Genomic DNA, 19,460 nt, shown 5'->3' on the forward strand with positions numbered 1-19,460 from the left:
AGGAGACGGCGCGGAGTTTACGCCTGCTGGCTGAAAATAAACAGTAGTATGGCACGAATAATTAAAAAGGCGTTTCAAAATAGAGGGTTCAGCAAAAAGCTGACGTTTACCGCGGCCAGGCGCCAGGGCTTCAGCAAAAGTGTGCAGTACCTCTAAGTTCTGCAATCAAGTCGCTGACGTACCTTGCGCGTTGAGCAAGAAAGGTACAAAATTCTTGAAACGTTTCAGCGTCATTCGGCATATCGTTCACCGTCAGATGGCGCCTTTTTTCTCAAGTTAGCTGAAACGATTCAATTCAGCAGGAGAGGAGAACCATGTTCCAGTTATCTGTGCAGGATATTCATCCCGGCCAGCAGGCCGGTAATAAAGAAGAGGCCATCCGGCAGGTCGCCGCCGCGCTGGTCAGCGCCGGCAACGTGGCCGATGGCTACGTGAACGGCATGCTGGAGCGCGAGCAGCAGACCTCGACCTTCCTCGGCAACGGGATCGCGATCCCGCACGGCACGACGGATACGCGTGACCAGGTGCTGAAGACCGGCGTTCAGGTGTTTCAGTTCCCGCAGGGCGTCACCTGGGGCGAAGGGCAGACCGCCTATGTGGCGATCGGGATTGCCGCCAGCTCAGACGAACACCTCGGCCTGCTGCGTCAGCTGACCCATGTGCTGAGCGATGACGCGGTCGCCGCCCAGTTGCAGTCCGCCACCACCGCGGAAGAGCTGCGTGCGCTGCTGATGGGGGAGAAGCAGAGCGAAGCGCTGAAGCTGGACAACGAGACCCTGAGTCTCGACGTCGCGGCCAGCGATCTGCTGACCCTGCAGGCGCTGAACGCCGCGCGTCTGAAAGAAGCAGGCGCTGTGGATTCCGCTTTCGTTAGCCACGTCATTAACGATACGCCGCTGAACCTCGGTCAGGGCATCTGGCTGAACGACAGCGCCGAAGGCAATCTGCGCAGCGCCGTGGCGGTCAGCCGCGCCGCCGCCGCCTTCACCCGCGACGACCAGCCGGTTTCCCTGTTGGTTACGGTGGCGATGACCGACGATCAGCCAACCGCGGTGCTGAAACGCCTGAGCAAGCTGCTGCTGGACAAGAAAGCTGACCATCTGCTGAAAGCCGACGCCGCCACCGTGCTGGCGCTGCTGACCAGCGACGACGCGATTGCCGAAGATGTGCTGAGCGCCGAATTCGTGGTGCGCAATGAGCACGGCCTGCATGCCCGTCCGGGCACCATGCTGGTCAACACCATTAAACAATTTTCCAGCGACGTCACCGTCACTAACCTCGACGGTTCCGGCAAGCCGGCCAACGGCCGCAGCCTGATGAAGGTCGTGGCGCTGGGTGTGAAAAAAGGTCACCGTCTGCGCTTTACCGCGCAGGGTGAGGATGCGCAACAAGCGCTGGATGCGATTGGCGAAGCGATCGCCGCAGGCCTTGGGGAGGGCGCATAAATGAGCAGACGTGTAGCAACCATTACTTTAAACCCGGCGTACGATCTGGTGGGCTTCACCCCGGAGATCGAGCGCGGTGAAGTGAACCTGGTGCGTACCACCGGCCTGCACGCCGCCGGGAAAGGCATCAACGTGGCGAAAGTGCTGAAAGATCTTGGCATTGACGTCACCGTCGGCGGCTTCCTGGGGAAAGACAACCAGGATGGCTTTCAGCAGCTGTTCAGCGAGCTGGGGATCGCCAACCGTTTCCAGGTGGTGCAGGGCCGGACCCGCATCAACGTTAAGCTGACGGAAAAAGATGGCGAAGTGACCGATTTCAACTTCTCCGGCTTTGAAGTGACCCCAGGCGACTGGGAACGCTTCGTCAACGACTCCCTGAGCTGGCTGGGGCAGTTCGATATGGTCTGCGTCAGCGGCAGCCTGCCGTCCGGCGTCAGCCCGGAGGCCTTTACCGACTGGATGACCCGTCTGCGCAGCCAGTGCCCGTGCATCATTTTCGACAGCAGCCGCGAAGCGCTGGTTGCCGGACTGAAAGCGGCGCCGTGGCTGGTGAAACCGAACCGTCGCGAGCTGGAGATCTGGGCTGGCCGTAAGCTGCCGGAGATGAAAGACGTTATCGACGCCGCCCATGCGCTGCGCGAGCAGGGGATCGCCCACGTGGTGATTTCCCTGGGCGAAGAGGGCGCGCTGTGGGTGAACGCCTCCGGCGAGTGGATTGCCAAACCGCCTTCAGTCGAAGTGGTCAGCACCGTTGGCGCCGGCGATTCGATGGTCGGCGGCCTGATTTACGGCCTGCTGATGCGTGAATCCAGCGAGCATACCCTGCGCCTGGCGACCGCCGTCGCTGCCCTGGCCGTCAGCCAGAGCAACGTCGGGATCACCGACCGTACCCAGTTGGCCGCGATGATGGCGCGCGTCGACTTACAACCCTTTAATTGACAGCAGGAGAGGCATAATGAAAACGCTGCTGATTATTGATGCCGGACTCGGACAGGCGCGCGCCTATATGGCGAAAACCCTGCTGGGTGCCGCAGCGCCAAAAGCGCACCTTGAACTGATTGATAATCCGAACGACGCCGAACTGGTGATTGTTCTCGGGTCGGCGCTGCCCACTGACAGCGCGCTGAACGGCAAACAGGTCTACCTTGGCGATATTAATCGCGCCGTGGCGCACCCGGAGCTGTTCCTCAGCGAAGCCAAAGGCCACGCGACGCCGTACGCGGCGCCTGCCGCCGCGGCAGTCCCGGCGGCTACCGGCGGACCGAAACGTATTGTCGCGGTCACCGCCTGTCCGACCGGCGTTGCCCATACCTTTATGGCGGCTGAAGCCATTGAAACCGAAGCCAAAAAACGCGGCTGGTGGGTGAAAGTGGAAACCCGCGGCTCCGTCGGCGCGGGCAATGCTATCACCCCGGAAGAGGTGGCCGAGGCGGATCTGGTGATCGTCGCCGCCGATATCGAAGTCGACCTGGCGAAATTCGCCGGCAAGCCGATGTATCGCACCACCACTGGTCTGGCGCTGAAGAAAACCGCCCAGGAGCTGGACAAAGCGGTGGCTGAAGCCAAACCGTACCAGCCTTCCGGTAAACCTCAGGCTGCTGGCGAAGGTAAAAAAGAGTCGGCGGGCGCCTACCGCCACCTGCTGACCGGCGTCTCCTACATGCTGCCGATGGTGGTGGCGGGCGGCCTGTGTATCGCGCTCTCCTTTGCCTTCGGGATCAAAGCGTTTGAAGTGAAAGACACCCTCGCGGCGGCGCTGATGCAAATCGGCGGCGGCTCGGCCTTCGCGCTGATGGTGCCGGTGCTGGCGGGCTTTATCGCCTTCTCCATTGCCGACCGTCCGGGTCTGACCCCGGGTCTTATCGGCGGTATGCTGGCGGTCAGCGGCGGCTCCGGCTTTATCGGCGGGATCATTGCCGGTTTCCTTGCCGGTTACGTGGCGAAAGCCATCAGCACTAAGCTGAAACTGCCGCAGAGTATGGAAGCGCTGAAGCCGATACTGATCATTCCGCTGGTCTCCAGCCTGATCGTGGGCCTGGCGATGATCTACCTGATTGGTAAACCGGTCGCCGGTATCCTCGCCTGGCTGACCCACTGGCTGCAAACCATGGGCACCGCCAACGCGGTTCTGCTGGGCGCGATCCTCGGCGCGATGATGTGTACTGACATGGGCGGCCCGGTGAACAAGGCGGCCTATGCCTTCGGCGTTGGCCTGCTGAGTACCCAGACCTACGCGCCGATGGCGGCGATCATGGCGGCCGGTATGGTGCCTCCGCTGGCGATGGGTATCGCGACGCTGGTTGCCCGCAATAAGTTCGACAAAGGGCAGCGGGAAGGGGGTAAAGCCGCGCTGGTTCTCGGCCTGTGCTTTATCTCTGAAGGGGCGATTCCTTTTGCCGCCCGTGACCCGATGCGTGTGCTGCCTTGCTGTATCGTCGGCGGTGCGGTAACCGGCGCTATCTCGATGGCGATTGGCGCGAAATTGATGGCGCCGCACGGCGGGCTGTTTGTTCTGCTGATCCCGGGGGCGATTACGCCAGTGCTGGGCTACCTGCTGGCGATTGTTGCCGGGACGCTGGTGGCGGGCCTCTCCTACGCGGTGCTGAAACGCCCGGAAGCGCAGGTAGCGGAAGTCGAAAAAGCGGCATAATCTCTCCGCAATAAAAAAGGGCCGACTGTTCGGCCCTTTTTTTATGTCTCTATTTACGCCACTTCGGCGATCTGCTGCGCCCGCAGCCAGGCTATCTCTTCCGCCCAGATATCCGGGTTGATGGTTTCCAGAATCAGCGGAATGCCGTCGAAGCGGTTGTCCTGCATGATCCAGCTGAAGCAATCGTGGCCGATGTTGCCCTCCCCCAGACTATGGTGACGGTCGACCCGGCTGCCGAAGGCGCTCTTGGCATCGTTGAGATGCATGCCGCGCAGATACTGAAAGCCGACGATACGGTCGAAGTCGGCAAAGGTCTTCTCGCAGGCTTCGGCGCTGCGCAGGTCATAGCCGGCGGCGAAGGCGTGGCAGGTATCGATGCAGACGCCGACGCGGGTTTTATCTTCCACGCCGTCGATGATGGCTGCGAGGTGCTCGAACTTAAAGCCCAGGTTGCTGCCCTGGCCGGCGGTATTTTCGATAACCGCGGTGACGCCTTCGGTCTTCGCCAGCGCGATATTGATCGATTCGGCGATGCGCGCCAGACACTCTTCCTCCGGGATCTGCTGCAGATGGCTGCCGGGGTGGAAGTTGAGCAGCGTCAGCCCCAGCTGCTGACAGCGGGTCATCTCATCGATGAAGGCGTCACGGGATTTTTCCAGCGCCTCTTCCACCGGGTGGCCGAGGTTAATCAGGTAGCTGTCGTGCGGCAGGATCTGTCCGGGGCCAAAGTGATACTTTTCACAGGCGGCTTTGAATTCGGCGATGGTCTGGTCGCTGAGCGGCGCGGCGCGCCACTGGCGCTGATTTTTGGTGAAGAGGGCGAAGGCGGTTGCTTCGATTTCGGCGGCGCGAATGGCGGCATTGGCCAGTCCACCTGAGGCGCTCACGTGCGCTCCTACGTATTTCATAAAAAAACTCCAGTTAAAGCCGCTGGGGGGTGGGTAATGATAGCGGCTTAACTGGAGAAAGATGTAGTGCTTTATGCCATCAGGCTGTGGATGGCGACGTTAATGGCCCCGCCGCCGACAATCAACCAGACGAACAGCATCAGCGCCATCAGCAGCGGTTTCGCCCCGGCTTTTTTCAGGGCGCTGACGTGAGTGGTCACCCCAAGAGCGGCCATCGCCATCGCCAGCAGGACGGTATCCAGCGTCACCAGCATCTCCACAACCGCTTTCGGCAGCAGATGGAAGGAGTTAAACACCGCCACCAGGATGAACATAATGGCAAACCACGGAATGGTGATTTTGCTTTTCTCACCGTTACCCGCCGGGGTCAGCTGTTTAACACGCGCCGCCAGGAACAGCAGGAACGGGGCCAGCATCATCACGCGCAGCATTTTAGCGATAACCGCGGCGTTCTCCGCATCCGGGCTGACCGCATGGCCGGCGGCGACGACCTGCGCCACTTCATGCATGGTGGAACCCATATAGATCCCGTAGGTCTCCGGGGTAAACCAGTGCGCCAGCAGCGGGTACATCGCCGGGTAGAGGAAGATGGCGATGGTACCGAAGATCACCACCGTGGCGACGGCGACGGTCACTTTACTGGCTTCGGCTTTGACCACCGGCTCGCTGGCGAGCACTGCCGCCGCGCCGCAGATGCTGCTGCCGGCGCCGATCAGCCAGCTGGTGTGCTTATCGAGCCCAAACACTTTCTGGCCCAGGAAGCAGGCGATGAAAAAGGTGCTGGAGAGCGTCAGAACGTCAATCAAAATACCGCTCACGCCGACGTCGGCAATCTGGGCGAACGTCAGGCGGAAGCCGTAGAGGATGATCCCCAGGCGCAGCAGATACTGTTTGGCGAAGATCACCCCGCCGTCGCAGGGCTGCCAGATTTTCGGATAGACCGTGTTACCGACGACCATCCCGAACAGAATAGCGAGGGTCAGGGCGCTGAAGCCCGCCCCGGCGATGGCCGGGAAGCTACCGGCCCACAGGGCGGCGCCGGTCAGGGCGGCGGTCAGCGCCAGGCCTGGGACAAAATGCCACAGGGAACGATGTTTGGTGGGTAAAGTGAGTGCTGTCATAACCTTCTCCTTTGTCTGCCTAAAGGTTACGCCGCGCGGGATTAAATATAAAATTGATTATATGTTTATAATCAATCGTAATAAGTGGTTAATGGCCGCTTCGCCGGGGACAACGGGGCAGGGGAGTGAGGCGCGCAAGCGAGCTGCTCTTGTCAGCAAGACGATGATTTTGTGACGTAAGGGGATTTTCCTTCCGTCAGCCGCCTCGATTTGTGTCACCATAGTAAGGAAGGTTATTCAGACTGGATTACTAAACGGGTGGGTTATGCATATTACGCTGCGGCAGCTGGAAGTGTTCGCCGAAGTCCATAAGAGTGGGTCGACCACTCAGGCGTCACAGATGCTGGCGCTTTCGCAATCGGCGGTCAGCGCCGCGCTGACCGATCTGGAAGGGCAGCTTGGCGTACAGCTGTTCGACCGCGTCGGCAAGCGGCTGGTGGTCAATGAGCATGGACGGCTGCTCTATCCGCGCGCCCTGGCGTTGCTGGAGCGGGCCCTGGAGATCGAGCAGCTGTTTCGCGGCGACAACGGGGCGATTCGGGTCTACGCCAGCAGCACCATCGGCAACTATATTATGCCGGAGATCATTGCCCGCTATCGCCATGACTTCCCGGATCTGCCGGTTGAGCTGAGCGTGGGCAACAGCCTGGACGTGATCAACGCCGTTGCCGACCTGCGGGTGGATTTCGGTCTGATCGAGGGGCCGTGCCATGCCGCCGATATTATCGCCGAGCCGTGGCTGGAAGATGAGCTGGTGGTGTTTGCCGCGCCTGACTCGCCGCTGCTGGCGGGGGAGGTGACCCTGCAGCAACTGGCCGAGGCGCCGTGGATCCTGCGCGAGCATGGGTCTGGCACCCGGGAGATTGTCGATTACGTTCTGCTGTCGCATCTGCCGGCGTTTCACCTGGGGATGGAGCTGGGCAACTCGGAGGCGATCAAACACGCGGTGCGCCATGGGCTGGGGATCAGCTGCTTATCGCGGCGGGTGATTGCCGAACAGCTGGCCTCCGGCACGCTGGCGGAGCTGAAAGTGCCGCTGCCCCGGCTGACGCGCACGCTGTGGCGGATCCACCACCGGCAGAAGCATATTTCCAAAGCATTACAACGTTTTCTGCAGTATTGCCAGGTGTAGCGATCCGGCTTTATCGCCTGATAGAGGGGGGGAATTTGCTGGCAATTCCGCAGGTTAGTGCTTTACTAATAATTTGCGGTCGATCATGAAGCTCTCTTATAACTTTGCATTTGTACCGGATGGAACCCCGATCGTCTGCTACAATCGCGCCTCATTTTTTGGATGGATAGCATTATCACATGGTTTCGGAAACTAAAACCACAGAAGCGCCCACGCTACGTCGTGAACTAAAGGCGCGCCACTTGACCATGATCGCCATCGGCGGTTCCATCGGTACGGGTCTTTTTGTTGCCTCTGGCGCAACGATTTCGCAAGCAGGTCCCGGCGGGGCGCTGCTGTCTTATATTCTGATCGGTCTGATGGTCTATTTCCTGATGACCAGCCTGGGCGAACTGGCGGCGTTTATGCCGGTGTCCGGTTCCTTCGCCACCTACGGGCAGAATTATGTTGAAGAGGGCTTCGGCTTCGCGCTGGGCTGGAACTACTGGTACAACTGGGCGGTAACGATCGCCGTTGACCTCGTGGCCTCGCAGCTGGTGATGAGCTACTGGTTCCCTGACACCCCAGGCTGGATCTGGAGCGCCTTGTTCCTCGGCATTATGTTCCTGCTGAACTGGATCTCGGTGCGCGGCTTTGGCGAGGCGGAATACTGGTTCTCGCTGATCAAAGTGGCCACCGTCATTATCTTTATCATCGTCGGCGTGATGATGATTGTCGGCATCTTCAAAGGGGCGCAGCCTGCCGGCTGGAGCAACTGGGGGATCGCGGATGCGCCGTTTGCCGGCGGCTTCTCGGCGATGATCGGCGTGGCGATGATTGTCGGCTTCTCCTTCCAGGGCACCGAGCTTATCGGTATTGCCGCCGGTGAGTCTGAGAACCCGGAAAAGAACATTCCGCGCGCGGTGCGCCAGGTCTTCTGGCGTATCCTGCTGTTCTACGTCTTCGCGATCCTGATTATCAGCCTGATCATTCCGTATACCGATCCGAGCCTGCTGCGCAACGACGTTAAAGATATCTCCGTCAGCCCGTTCACGCTGGTCTTCCAGCACGCCGGTCTGCTGTCGGCGGCGGCGATCATGAACGCCGTTATCCTGACGGCCGTTCTGTCGGCGGGTAACTCGGGGATGTACGCTTCTACGCGTATGCTGTATACCCTGGCCTGCGACGGCAAAGCGCCGCGCATTTTCTCGAAGCTGTCGCGTGGCGGCGTACCGCGCAACGCCCTGTACGCGACCACCGTTATCGCGGCGCTGTGCTTCCTGACTTCGATGTTCGGTAACCAGACGGTATACCTCTGGCTGCTGAACACCTCGGGGATGACGGGCTTTATCGCCTGGCTGGGGATTGCCATCAGCCACTATCGTTTCCGTCGTGGCTTCGTCCTGCAGGGTAACGATATTAATAATCTGCCGTATCGTTCCGGGTTCTTCCCGCTGGGGCCGATCTTCGCCTTCGTGCTGTGCCTGATCATCACCCTCGGACAGAACTACGAAGCGTTCCTCAAGGACACCATTGACTGGGGCGGCGTGGCGGCGACCTACATCGGTATTCCGCTGTTCCTCGTCATCTGGTTTGGGTACAAACTGGCGAAAGGCACCCGCTTTGTTCGCTATAGCGAAATGACCTTCCCGGACCGCTTTAAGCGTTAATCTTCGCTATTGTGCGATAAAAGCCCTCTGAAAAGAGGGCTTTTTTTATGTCCACACGGTTACAGCCTGACACAATTCTTCATAATTAGATTGATAATAGAAATCATTATCTTTATCATTTCCGACCATTACGGATGAAGCCACTCCCCCCGTCTCTGCCATGTGTACAGACTGACATCGGGCGACCAGCCACATCGACGAGAAAACAGCGCGAGTCTACCGCCGACAGAGCGGCAGGCCGCCAGCGCGTGTGAGCAGCACCTTTTTGTTTGTTTGGTTGTACACCTCATGGAGATTTGGAATGTTCAGGTTAAACCCTTTTATCCGGGCGGGATTGTCTGCGTCCGTCGTATCGTTGGCGTTTCCGGCCCTGGCCGATGTGAATGAAGAAACGCTGGTGGTGACCGCCTCGGCCACTGAACAGAGCGTCAAAGACGCGCCGGCGAGCATCAGCGTCATCACCCAGCAGGATTTGCAGCGCAAGCCGGTGCAGAACCTGAAAGACGTACTGCGCGATGTGCCCGGGGTCCAGCTCACCAACGAAGGGGATAACCGCAAGGGCGTCAGCATTCGCGGTCTGAGCAGCAGCTATACCCTGATCCTTGTCGACGGGAAACGCGTCAACTCCCGGAACGCCGTCTTCCGCCACAATGACTTCGACCTGAACTGGATCCCGGTGGATGCCATCGAACGTATCGAGGTGGTGCGCGGCCCGATGTCCTCCCTGTACGGCTCCGATGCGCTCGGCGGCGTGGTCAACATTATTACCAAAAAAATCGGCCAGAAATGGACCGGGACGCTGAGCGCCGATACCACCATTCAGGAACACCGCGACCGCGGCGATACCTGGAACGGCCAGTTCTTCACCAGCGGCCCGCTGATCGACGGCGTGCTCGGGATGAAGGCCTACGGCAGCCTGGCGAAGCGCGCCAAGGACGATCCGCAGTCTTCCAGCAATGCCACCGGCGAAACGCCGCGCATCGAGGGCTTCACCAGCCGCGATGGCAATGTTGAATTCGCCTGGACGCCGAACGACAACCACGATTTCACCGCGGGCTATGGCTTTGACCGCCAGGATCGCGACTCCGATTCCCTTGACCGCAACCGCCTTGAGCGTGAGAACTACTCTCTGAGCCATAACGGACGCTGGGAGATGGGCAACAGCGAGCTCAAGTTCTACGGCGAAAAGGTGGATAACAAAAATCCGGGGCAGAACGGCACCATCACCTCGGAAAGCAATGCCATCGACGGCAAGTATGTCCTGCCGCTGGACATGATTAACCAGCTGGTGACCTTCGGCGGCGAATGGCGCCACGACAAGCTGAAAGATCCGGTCAACCTGAGCAGCGGCGGCCAGTCGACCTCCGCCAGCCAGTACGCCCTGTTTATTGAAGACGAATGGCGCATCATCGAGCCGCTGGCGCTGACCACCGGCATTCGTATGGACGACCATCAGACCTATGGCGATCACTGGAGCCCGCGCGCCTATCTGGTGTATAACGCCACCGATACCGTCACCGTCAAAGGTGGCTGGGCGACGGCGTTTAAAGCCCCGTCGCTGCTGCAGCTTAACCCCGACTGGACCACCAACTCCTGCCGCGGCTCGTGCAGCATCATCGGTAACCCGGATCTGAAGCCGGAAACCAGCGAAAGCTTCGAGCTTGGTCTCTACTATCGTGGGGAAGAGGGCTGGCTGCAGGATGTTGAAGGCAGCATCACCACCTTCCAGAACAATGTCGACGATATGATTGATGTTCTGCGCACCTCCAGCGCCAGCGAAGCGCCGGGCTACCCGAACTTTGTCGGCTGGAAAACCGTCAACGGTAAGCGCGTGCCGATCTTCCGCTATTTCAACGTCAACAAAGCGCGCATCAAAGGGGTGGAGACCGAGGTGAAGATCCCGTTCGGCGATGAGTGGAAGCTGACGGTGAACTACACCTACAACGATGGTCGCGATCTGAGCAACGGCGGCGACAAACCGCTGCAGACGCTGCCGTTCCATACCGCCAACGGCACGCTTGACTGGAAACCGCTGGACGACTGGTCCTTCTACGTGACGGCCAACTATACCGGCCAGCAGCGCGCGGTGAGCGCCACCGGCAAAACGCCGGGCGGCTATACCCTGTTTGACGTCGGCGCGGCGTGGCAGGTCACCAAAAACGTGAAACTGCGCTCCGGGGTGCAGAACGTGGGCGATAAAGATCTCAACCGGGACGACTACAGCTATACCGAAGAGGGCCGTCGCTACTTTATGGCCGTGGATTATCGCTTCTGATCGTTGGCGCTTAACGATGGCCTGCGCCGCGACGTGGAGTCGCGGCGCAGGTTGCGTTTAGTTAAAGAGATGCTGCGCGTGGAAACGCAGATGGTCTTCGATAAACGAGGCAATAAAGTAGTAGCTATGATCGTAACCGGGCTGGATGCGCAGCGTTAACGGCCAGGCCTTCTGCCGCGCGACCTCCGCCAGCACCGCGGGCTGCAGCTGTCCGGCGAGGAACGGATCGTTATCGCCCTGATCGATAAGCGTCGGCACCGCGTCCGCCGGCTGGCTGGCCTGCATCAGGGCGCAGCTGTCCCAGGCGCGCCATGTCGATTCATCGGCGCCGAGATAGGCGGTAAACGCTTTCTTGCCCCACGGCACCTGGGAGGGATTGACGATTGGCGCGAAGGCGGAGACGCTGGCGTAGCGGCCAGGATTGTTGAGCGCCATGATAAGCGCGCCGTGACCGCCCATCGAGTGGCCGCTGATGGCGCAGCGTTCGCCGACGGTAAACTCGCTGCGGATAAGCGCGGGCAGTTCGTCGCGCAGGTAATCGTACATCCGGTAGTGCGCCGACCACGGCGCCTCGGTGGCGTTCAGGTAGAAGCCAGCGCCTTGCCCCAGATCGTAACCGTCATCGTTGGCCACCTCGTCACCGCGCGGGCTGGTATCCGGCATCACCAGCGCGATGCCCAGCGCGGCGGCAATGCGCTGAGCGCCCGCCTTGGTGGTAAAGTTTTCATCGTTACAGGTCAGCCCGGACAGCCAGTACAGCACCGGCGGCGGCGTTTCGCGCTCAGGCGGTAAAAAAATGCTGAACGTCATGGCGCAGTTCAGGACAGGGGAGTGATGACGCCAGCGTTGTTGCCGGCCGTCAAAACAGCGATGCTCTTCAAGCAGTTCCATGCAAGGCTCCTCGGAAGGGATGTGCGCGTAAACGTTCATAATACAGATATTTCATTAGCCGGTGAGCAACTTTCACTTTCTCCTTTTGAGAACTTACTGCATCATTAATGCAACTTATAGCCAACATGCCGGTGTAGCGATGGCGCTTATGGATGCGTACAGCGGTTGGATCATTCCGGATTCGGCGATAGGGATTTGGCGTCGCGCTTGAGGCGTGGCTTCGCGCCTTAATAAAAGGCAGCGCCAATTTCAATAATTATCGTTACGGCTACTGGATTCTGTGCGCCACCTCACGCACAATGAATACAAACTTTGCCCCCAGAAAAAGCAAAGAGCGCCACACCTGCAGGAGAAACCCAAATGTCATCACTGAGTAAAGAAGCCGTCCTCGTTCATGAAGCGCTGGTCGCTCGTGGGCTGGAGACGCCGATGCGTGCGCCAGTACAAGAAATTGATAACGAAACACGCAAGCGTTTGATTACCGGTCATATGACCGAGATTATGCAACTGCTGAATCTGGATCTGAGTGATGACAGTCTGATGGAGACCCCGCATCGCATCGCCAAAATGTATGTCGATGAGATCTTCTCCGGACTGGATTACTCCCGTTTCCCGAAAATCACCGTCATTGAAAACAAAATGAAGGTCGATGAAATGGTCACCGTGCGCGATATCACCCTGACCAGCACCTGCGAACACCACTTTGTCACCATCGATGGTAAAGCGACGGTAGCCTATATCCCGAAAGATTCGGTGATCGGCCTGTCGAAAATCAACCGCATCGTGCAGTTCTTCGCCCAGCGCCCGCAGGTCCAGGAGCGTCTCACGCAGCAGATCCTGATCGCGCTGCAGACGCTGCTCGGCACCAGCAACGTGGCGGTATCCATTGACGCGGTGCATTACTGCGTGAAAGCGCGCGGCATCCGCGACGCGACCAGCGCCACTACCACCACCTCCCTCGGTGGCCTGTTCAAATCCAGCCAGAATACCCGCCAGGAATTCCTGCGCGCAGTACGTCACCACAACTAAAACGGAGCAGGGTACATGGAGAGAAATGTCACGCTGGACTTTGTCCGCGGCGTCGCCATCCTCGGTATCCTGCTTCTCAATATCAGCGCCTTCGGCTTGCCGAAGGCCGCTTACCTCAATCCGGCCTGGTCAGGAAGCGCGACCCTCAGCGACGCCTGGACCTGGGCGATCCTTGACCTGCTGGCGCAGGTGAAGTTTCTTACCCTGTTCGCGCTGCTGTTTGGCGCCGGTCTGCAGCTCCTGCTCCCCCGCGGCAAACGCTGGATCCAGTCGCGGTTGACCCTGCTGGCGCTGCTTGGTTTCATTCACGGTCTCTTCTTCTGGGATGGCGATATTCTGCTGGCCTACGCCCTGGTGGGGCTGGTGAGCTGGCGCATGGTGCGCGAGGCGCAGCATGTTAAATCGCTGTTTAACACCGGGGTGGTGCTCTACCTCACCGGTATTGCGGTGCTGGTCCTGCTGGGGATTATCTCGGGGACGGCCGCGAATCGCTCCTGGGTACCGGACGCGGCCAATCTGCAGTATGAGCAGTACTGGAAGCTGCACGGCGGCATGGAGGCGGTCAGCAACCGGGCGGATATGCTGTCGGACAATCTGTTGGCGCTCGGCGCGCAGTATGGCTGGCAGCTGGCGGGGATGATGCTGATAGGCGCGGCGCTGATGCGCAGCGGCTGGCTGAAAGGGCAGTTCAGCCAGCGTCACTATCGGCGCACCGGCGCGCTGCTGGTGCTAGCCGGGATGGCGGTGAATGTGCCGGCTATTGTCGCCCAATGGTATCTGGCCTGGGACTATCGCTGGTGCGCGTTTTTACTGCAGGCGCCGCGTGAACTGAGCGCTCCGCTGCAGGCTATCGGCTATGCCTCGCTGGCCTGGGGCTACTGGCCGCAGCTCTGCCGTTTCCGCCTGGTGGGGGCTATCGCCTGCGTCGGACGCATGGCGCTGAGCAACTACCTGCTGCAGACCCTGATCTGCACCACCCTGTTTTATCATCTCGGGCTGTTTATGCGCTTCGATCGTCTGCAGCTGCTGGCCTTTGTTCCCCCCATCTGGGCCGTCAACCTCCTCGTGTCATCACTCTGGCTGCGCCGCTTCCGCCAGGGGCCGGTGGAATGGCTGTGGCGTAAGTTAACCCTGCGTGCGTCAGGGACATCATTGAAAGACACATCCAGATAACGATCTCGATCACAATCATTAACAAAACGGATGTAAACGTTTCCAGCCGTGTGACCTCACTCACGTAGCGGACCGCGGGTCGCTGCCAGAATAGCCTCCTTGCTGAGCACAGGAGGTGAATGTGACGTGCTGTAATTCTCTTAAGGTCGCTGAGTATGATCACCATTCGTGATGTCGCCCGCCAGGCGGGCGTATCCGTGGCCACCGTGTCGCGGGTGCTGAACAATAGCGCGCTGGTGAGTCCGGATACGCGCGACGTGGTGATGAAAGCGGTGACCCAGTTGGGCTACCGGCCCAACGCCAACGCCCAGGCGCTGGCCACCCAGGTCAGCGATACCATCGGCGTGGTGGTGATGGACGTCTCCGATGCCTTCTTCGGCGCGCTGGTGAAAGCGGTGGATACCGTCGCCCAGCAGCATCATAAGTATGTGCTGATCGGCAACAGCTATCACGAGGCGGAAAAAGAGCGCCATGCCATCGAGGTGCTGATCCGCCAGCGCTGCTCGGCGCTGATCGTCCATTCTAAAGCGCTCAGCGATGCTGAACTGAGCGACTTTATGCAACATATCCCGGGGATGGTGCTGATCAACCGCATCGTGCCGGGCTTTGCCCATCGCTGCGTCGGCCTCGACAACGTTAGCGGCGCGCTGATGGCTACCCGCATGCTGCTCAATCACGGCCACCAGCGCATCGGTTATCTCTCCTCCAATCACGGCATTGAAGACGACGATATGCGGCGGGAAGGGTGGAGCAAAGCGCTGCAGGAGCAGGGCATCATCGCCCCGGACAGCTGGGTCGGCTCCGGCTCCCCGGACATGCAGGGCGGCGAAGCGGCGATGGTCGAACTGCTGGGGCGGAATCTCGGCCTCACTGCGGTGTTCGCCTATAACGACAGCATGGCGGCCGGCGCGCTGACCACGCTGAAGGACAACGGCATTGTCGTGCCGCAGCATCTGTCGCTGATTGGCTTTGATGATATCCCTATTTCCCGTTACACCGATCCTCAGCTGACCACCGTGCGCTATCCGGTAATGTCGATGGCGAAGCTGGCCACCGAGTTGGCGCTGCTGGGGGCGGCCGGCAAGCTGGATCGCGAGGCGACGCACTGCTTTATGCCCACCCTGGTGCGCCGTCACTCCGTTGCCCAGCGGCAAACTGTGGGGCCGATCACTAACTGAAGCGGCGGCGGGATGTAACCGCTTTCAATTTGTGAGTAAATTCACAGTATATTAACATTCACCTGATTATGATGGCAGCGTTTACCAGTCTGAACCGCGAGGTGATGGGAAATCCTCACTTTCTTCAGTAGGAACAAGGCGTTAAACGAGTATTAGAGTCGTATTTTTCTGGAGCGTTACCCGACACGGAAGACCGAATTTTCGTCGTGAAATGCGTTGTGCGGTAACACTAATGCAACAAATCCCGCCCGCACTTTTTCACAAAAATGACCCTGCATAATAAAACCGGAGATTCCATGAATAAGAAGGTGTTTACCCTCTCTGCTGTAATGGCTGGTCTGTTATTTGGCGCCGCAGCACACGCAGCAGATACCCGTATCGGCGTGACGATTTATAAATATGACGACAACTTTATGTCGGTGGTGCGTAAGGCGATTGAAAAAGATGGCAAATCCGCGCCTGACGTCCAGCTGCTGATGAATGACTCGCAGAACGACCAGTCGAAACAAAACGATCAGATTGACGTGCTGCTGGCGAAAGGCGTGAAAGCCCTGGCGATCAACCTGGTTGACCCGGCTGCGGCGGGAACGGTCATCGAAAAAGCGCGCGGGCAGAACATTCCGGTGGTGTTCTTCAACAAAGAGCCTTCCCGTAAAGCGCTGGATAGCTATGACAAAGCTTATTACGTCGGTACCGACTCGAAAGAGTCCGGGATTATTCAGGGCGATCTGATCGCCAAGCACTGGAAAGCCAACCCGAACTGGGATCTGAATAAAGACGGCCAGATCCAGTACGTCCTGCTGAAAGGCGAGCCGGGCCATCCGGATGCGGAAGCGCGTACCACCTACGTTATCAAAGAGCTGAATGATAAAGGCCTGAAGACCCAGCAGCTGCAGATGGACACCGCCATGTGGGATACCGCCCAGGCGAAAGACAAAATGGACGCCTGGCTCTCCGGCCCGAATGCGAACAAGATTGAAGTGGTGATCGCTAACAACGACGCCATGGCGATGGGCGCGGTTGAAGCGCTGAAAGCGCACAACAAGAGCAGCATTCCGGTGTTCGGCGTGGATGCGCTGCCGGAAGCCCTGGCGCTGGTGAAATCCGGCGCGATGGCCGGTACCGTGCTGAACGATGCTAACAACCAGGCGAAAGCGACCTTCGATCTGGCGAAAAACCTGGCCGACGGGAAAGACGCTGCGGCAGGCACCAACTGGAAAATTGACAACAAGATTGTTCGCGTCCCCTATGTGGGCGTCGATAAAGACAACCTGAGCCAGTTTACCGGCAAATAATCGTGATGTGAGTTGCGGGCGTGGGTTATCCACGCCCGATTATTCCTGATACAGAACCAGACTCCTGCTGGCGTTATTGCGCCGGACGGGGCGTGCATGAACGCAGCCAGGTATAACTATGGTCAGCAATAATAGCGAACGGTCAGGCGAATATTTGTTGGAGATGAGCAACATCAACAAATCGTTTCCTGGCGTCAAGGCTCTTGATAATGTCAACCTGAAGGTTCGTCCGCACTCCATTCATGCGTTAATGGGTGAGAACGGCGCCGGTAAATCGACATTATTAAAATGCCTTTTTGGGATCTATCAAAAAGATTCCGGCAGCATTCTTTTTCAGGGAAAAGAGATCGATTTCCATTCGGCGAAAGAAGCCCTGGAAAACGGTATTTCGATGGTACATCAGGAATTAAACCTGGTCTTACAGCGTTCGGTCATGGACAACATGTGGCTCGGGCGTTATCCCACTAAAGGTATGTTTGTCGATCAGGACAAAATGTACCGGGACACCAAGGCCATATTTGATGAGCTGGATATTGATATCGACCCGCGCGCCCGCGTCGGTACCTTATCGGTATCCCAGATGCAGATGATTGAGATCGCGAAGGCGTTTTCCTATGACGCCAAAATCGTCATCATGGACGAGCCGACGTCCTCGCTGACGGAAAAAGAGGTCAACCATCTGTTTAAGATCATCCGCAAGCTGAAAGATCGCGGCTGCGGTATCGTCTATATCTCGCACAAAATGGAAGAGATTTTCCAGCTGTGCGATGAAATTACCATCCTTCGCGACGGCCAGTGGATCGCCACTCAGCCGCTGGAAGGGCTGGATATGGACAAGATCATCGCCATGATGGTCGGGCGTTCGCTCAACCAGCGCTTTCCGGATCGCGAAAACACCCCGGGAGAAGTGATCCTCCAGGTGCGCAATCTTACCTCCCTGCGCCAGCCGTCCATTCGCGATGTCTCCTTCGATCTGCATAAGGGCGAAATTCTCGGTATCGCCGGTCTGGTGGGCGCGAAGCGGACCGACATCGTGGAGACCCTGTTCGGGATCCGTGAGAAGGCCAGCGGCACCATCACCCTGCACGGGAAGAAGATCAACAACCACAGCGCCAATGAGGCGATTAACCACGGTTTTGCGCTGGTGACCGAGGAGCGGCGCTCCACCGGGATTTACGCCTATCTGGATATCGGTTTTAACTCGCTGATCTCCAATATTAAGAAATATAAAAACAGCGTCGGCTTGCTGGATAACTCGCGGATGAAGAGCGATACCCAATGGGTCATTGACTCTATGCGCGTTAAAACCCCCGGCCAGCATACGCAGATTGGTTCGCTTTCCGGTGGTAACCAGCAAAAGGTCATTATTGGCCGCTGGCTGCTGACCCAGCCGGAGATCCTGATGCTGGACGAGCCGACGCGCGGTATCGACGTCGGCGCCAAATTCGAGATCTATCAGCTGATTGCCGAGCTGGCTAAAAAAGATAAAGGGATCATTATTATTTCCTCCGAAATGCCGGAACTGCTGGGGATTACCGACCGCATTCTGGTGATGAGCAACGGCCTGGTCGCGGGCATTGTTGAGACTAAAACCACCACGCAAAACGAAATACTGCGTCTTGCGTCATTGCACCTTTAAGATCAGGGGCTTCACATGAGTGCGTTAAATAAAAAGAGTTTTCTCACTTACCTGAAAGAGGGTGGGATATATGTCGTCCTTCTGGTCCTGTTGGCCATTATTATTTTCCAGGATCCGACATTTTTAAGTCTGCTCAACCTGAGTAATATTCTGACCCAGTCCTCGGTGCGTATTATTATTGCCCTCGGGGTGGCCGGACTGATCGTCACGCAGGGCACCGACCTCTCCGCCGGCCGTCAGGTGGGACTGGCGGCGGTGATTGCCGCAACCATGCTGCAGGCGGTGGATAATGCCAACAAGGTGTTCCCGGATATGGCGACCATGCCGATCCCGCTGGTCATCCTGCTGGTATGCGCCATCGGGGCGGTCATCGGCCTGATTAACGGGATCGTCATTGCTTATCTGAACGTGACGCCGTTTATTACCACCCTTGGGACCATGATCATCGTCTACGGCATTAACTCGCTGTACTACGACTTCGTGGGCGCGTCGCCGATCTCCGGCTTCGACAGCCATTTCTCCCATTTCGCGCAGGGGTTTGTGGCGCTGGGCTCGTTCCGCCTGTCCTACATCACCTTCTACGCGCTGATTGCCGTCTTCTTTGTCTGGATCCTGTGGAACAAGACGCGCTTTGGCAAAAACATCTTCGCTATCGGCGGTAACCCGGAAGCGGCGAAGGTCTCCGGGGTCAACGTAGCGTTGAACCTGCTGATGATCTATGCCCTCTCCGGCGTGTTCTACGCCTTCGGCGGCCTGCTGGAAGCCGGTCGTATCGGCTCGGCGACCAATAATCTCGGCTTTATGTACGAACTGGACGCCATCGCCGCCTGCGTGGTGGGCGGCGTATCGTTCAGCGGCGGGGTAGGGACCGTATTCGGCGTGGTGACCGGGGTGATTATCTTCACCGTGATCAACTATGGCCTGACCTATATCGGCGTTAACCCTTACTGGCAGTACATCATTAAGGGGGCGATCATTATCTTCGCCGTGGCGCTGGATTCCCTGAAATACGCCCGTAAGAAGTAATTTTTGCCTGAGTAAAAACCCGCGCCTGGCGCGGGTTTTTTTATATCTG

15 protein-coding genes are annotated in these 19,460 nt (G+C 58.5%); 12 read left to right on the forward strand and 3 right to left on the reverse strand.

Going from position 1 to position 19,460, the window contains the following annotated elements; all coding sequences use genetic code 11:
* Positions 1–314 precede the first annotated feature (314 nt).
* Genes fruB through fruA form a run of 3 tightly spaced genes read left to right on the forward strand, consistent with a single transcriptional unit; the run spans position 315 to position 4,095 of the window.
* Positions 315–1,445: a fused PTS fructose transporter subunit IIA/HPr protein gene (gene fruB, locus ACOI7D_RS07935; protein ID WP_109547097.1), complete on the forward strand. Its 1,131-nt coding sequence runs from the start codon at positions 315–317 to the stop codon at positions 1,443–1,445.
* On the forward strand, positions 1,446–2,384 hold the full coding sequence (gene fruK / locus ACOI7D_RS07940) for a 1-phosphofructokinase (RefSeq protein ID WP_002912941.1): 939 nt from the start codon (positions 1,446–1,448) through the stop codon (positions 2,382–2,384).
* Between the two features lie 16 nt (positions 2,385–2,400).
* Entirely contained in the window at positions 2,401–4,095 is a 1,695-nt protein-coding gene (gene fruA / locus ACOI7D_RS07945) for a PTS fructose transporter subunit IIBC (protein WP_044524221.1), read from the forward strand.
* A 53-nt stretch (positions 4,096–4,148) separates the two neighbouring features.
* Here the strand turns inward: fruA and nfo are convergent, their stop codons facing one another.
* Together nfo and ACOI7D_RS07955 are read right to left on the reverse strand one after the other, a co-directional pair.
* The gene (nfo, locus tag ACOI7D_RS07950) at positions 4,149–5,003 is read right to left on the reverse strand and encodes a deoxyribonuclease IV (protein ID WP_023290450.1); all 855 of its coding nucleotides are present in this window, start codon (positions 5,001–5,003) and stop codon (positions 4,149–4,151) included.
* Positions 5,004–5,074: 71 nt separating this feature from the next.
* Positions 5,075–6,124: a YeiH family protein gene (locus ACOI7D_RS07955; RefSeq protein ID WP_044524219.1), complete on the reverse strand. Its 1,050-nt coding sequence runs from the start codon at positions 6,122–6,124 to the stop codon at positions 5,075–5,077.
* Positions 6,125–6,389: 265 nt separating this feature from the next.
* Between ACOI7D_RS07955 and yieE the strand changes: the two genes are divergently transcribed.
* The 3 genes from yieE to cirA all read left to right on the forward strand — a co-directional run bounded on the left by yieE (position 6,390) and on the right by cirA (position 11,180).
* On the forward strand, positions 6,390–7,256 hold the full coding sequence (yieE, locus tag ACOI7D_RS07960) for a DNA-binding transcriptional regulator YeiE (RefSeq protein WP_004201638.1): 867 nt from the start codon (positions 6,390–6,392) through the stop codon (positions 7,254–7,256).
* A gap of 179 nt (positions 7,257–7,435) precedes the next feature.
* Positions 7,436–8,905 carry an amino acid permease gene (locus ACOI7D_RS07965; RefSeq protein ID WP_023290447.1) on the forward strand — a complete coding sequence of 490 codons (1,470 nt, stop codon included), beginning with the start codon at positions 7,436–7,438 and terminating at the stop codon, positions 8,903–8,905.
* Between the two features lie 301 nt (positions 8,906–9,206).
* On the forward strand, positions 9,207–11,180 hold the full coding sequence (gene cirA, locus ACOI7D_RS07970; RefSeq protein ID WP_023290446.1) for a catecholate siderophore receptor CirA: 1,974 nt from the start codon (positions 9,207–9,209) through the stop codon (positions 11,178–11,180).
* A gap of 57 nt (positions 11,181–11,237) precedes the next feature.
* Here the strand turns inward: cirA and fghA are convergent, their stop codons facing one another.
* On the reverse strand, positions 11,238–12,071 hold the full coding sequence (gene fghA / locus ACOI7D_RS07975) for an S-formylglutathione hydrolase (protein WP_109547098.1): 834 nt from the start codon (positions 12,069–12,071) through the stop codon (positions 11,238–11,240).
* Between the two features lie 360 nt (positions 12,072–12,431).
* Between fghA and folE the strand changes: the two genes are divergently transcribed.
* The 6 genes from folE to mglC all read left to right on the forward strand — a co-directional run bounded on the left by folE (position 12,432) and on the right by mglC (position 19,411).
* Positions 12,432–13,100 carry a GTP cyclohydrolase I FolE gene (gene folE, locus ACOI7D_RS07980; protein ID WP_023290444.1) on the forward strand — a complete coding sequence of 223 codons (669 nt, stop codon included), beginning with the start codon at positions 12,432–12,434 and terminating at the stop codon, positions 13,098–13,100.
* A gap of 15 nt (positions 13,101–13,115) precedes the next feature.
* Positions 13,116–14,273, forward strand: coding sequence for a DUF418 domain-containing protein YeiB (gene yeiB / locus ACOI7D_RS07985; protein ID WP_109547099.1), 1,158 nt, complete (start codon positions 13,116–13,118; stop codon positions 14,271–14,273).
* Between the two features lie 155 nt (positions 14,274–14,428).
* Entirely contained in the window at positions 14,429–15,451 is a 1,023-nt protein-coding gene (gene galS, locus ACOI7D_RS07990; RefSeq protein ID WP_023290442.1) for an HTH-type transcriptional regulator GalS, read from the forward strand.
* 296 nt (positions 15,452–15,747) lie between these two features.
* Positions 15,748–16,746: a galactose/glucose ABC transporter substrate-binding protein MglB gene (gene mglB, locus ACOI7D_RS07995; RefSeq protein ID WP_023290441.1), complete on the forward strand. Its 999-nt coding sequence runs from the start codon at positions 15,748–15,750 to the stop codon at positions 16,744–16,746.
* A 118-nt stretch (positions 16,747–16,864) separates the two neighbouring features.
* Complete coding sequence (gene mglA, locus ACOI7D_RS08000; protein WP_002912876.1) at positions 16,865–18,385, forward strand: galactose/methyl galactoside ABC transporter ATP-binding protein MglA; 1,521 nt, start codon at positions 16,865–16,867, stop codon at positions 18,383–18,385.
* A 15-nt stretch (positions 18,386–18,400) separates the two neighbouring features.
* The gene (mglC, locus tag ACOI7D_RS08005) at positions 18,401–19,411 is read left to right on the forward strand and encodes a galactose/methyl galactoside ABC transporter permease MglC (protein WP_002912871.1); all 1,011 of its coding nucleotides are present in this window, start codon (positions 18,401–18,403) and stop codon (positions 19,409–19,411) included.
* The last annotated feature ends 49 nt before the right edge of the window (positions 19,412–19,460 follow it).

It is taken from the genome of Klebsiella sp. C360, assembly GCF_048822415.1.
Taxonomy (GTDB): domain Bacteria; phylum Pseudomonadota; class Gammaproteobacteria; order Enterobacterales; family Enterobacteriaceae; genus Klebsiella; species Klebsiella quasipneumoniae.

Excerpts from the sequence above, each read along its gene's own strand:
- fruB (WP_109547097.1), top strand. The coding sequence starts at position 315 with ATGTTCCAGTTATCTGTGCAGGATATTCATCCCGGCCAGCAGGCCGGT.
- fruK (WP_002912941.1), top strand. The coding sequence starts at position 1,446 with ATGAGCAGACGTGTAGCAACCATTACTTTAAACCCGGCGTACGATCTG.
- fruA (WP_044524221.1), top strand. The coding sequence starts at position 2,401 with ATGAAAACGCTGCTGATTATTGATGCCGGACTCGGACAGGCGCGCGCC.
- nfo (WP_023290450.1), bottom strand. The coding sequence starts at position 5,003 with ATGAAATACGTAGGAGCGCACGTGAGCGCCTCAGGTGGACTGGCCAAT.
- ACOI7D_RS07955 (WP_044524219.1), bottom strand. The coding sequence starts at position 6,124 with ATGACAGCACTCACTTTACCCACCAAACATCGTTCCCTGTGGCATTTT.
- yieE (WP_004201638.1), top strand. The coding sequence starts at position 6,390 with ATGCATATTACGCTGCGGCAGCTGGAAGTGTTCGCCGAAGTCCATAAG.
- ACOI7D_RS07965 (WP_023290447.1), top strand. The coding sequence starts at position 7,436 with ATGGTTTCGGAAACTAAAACCACAGAAGCGCCCACGCTACGTCGTGAA.
- cirA (WP_023290446.1), top strand. The coding sequence starts at position 9,207 with ATGTTCAGGTTAAACCCTTTTATCCGGGCGGGATTGTCTGCGTCCGTC.
- fghA (WP_109547098.1), bottom strand. The coding sequence starts at position 12,071 with ATGGAACTGCTTGAAGAGCATCGCTGTTTTGACGGCCGGCAACAACGC.
- folE (WP_023290444.1), top strand. The coding sequence starts at position 12,432 with ATGTCATCACTGAGTAAAGAAGCCGTCCTCGTTCATGAAGCGCTGGTC.
- yeiB (WP_109547099.1), top strand. The coding sequence starts at position 13,116 with ATGGAGAGAAATGTCACGCTGGACTTTGTCCGCGGCGTCGCCATCCTC.
- galS (WP_023290442.1), top strand. The coding sequence starts at position 14,429 with ATGATCACCATTCGTGATGTCGCCCGCCAGGCGGGCGTATCCGTGGCC.
- mglB (WP_023290441.1), top strand. The coding sequence starts at position 15,748 with ATGAATAAGAAGGTGTTTACCCTCTCTGCTGTAATGGCTGGTCTGTTA.
- mglA (WP_002912876.1), top strand. The coding sequence starts at position 16,865 with ATGGTCAGCAATAATAGCGAACGGTCAGGCGAATATTTGTTGGAGATG.
- mglC (WP_002912871.1), top strand. The coding sequence starts at position 18,401 with ATGAGTGCGTTAAATAAAAAGAGTTTTCTCACTTACCTGAAAGAGGGT.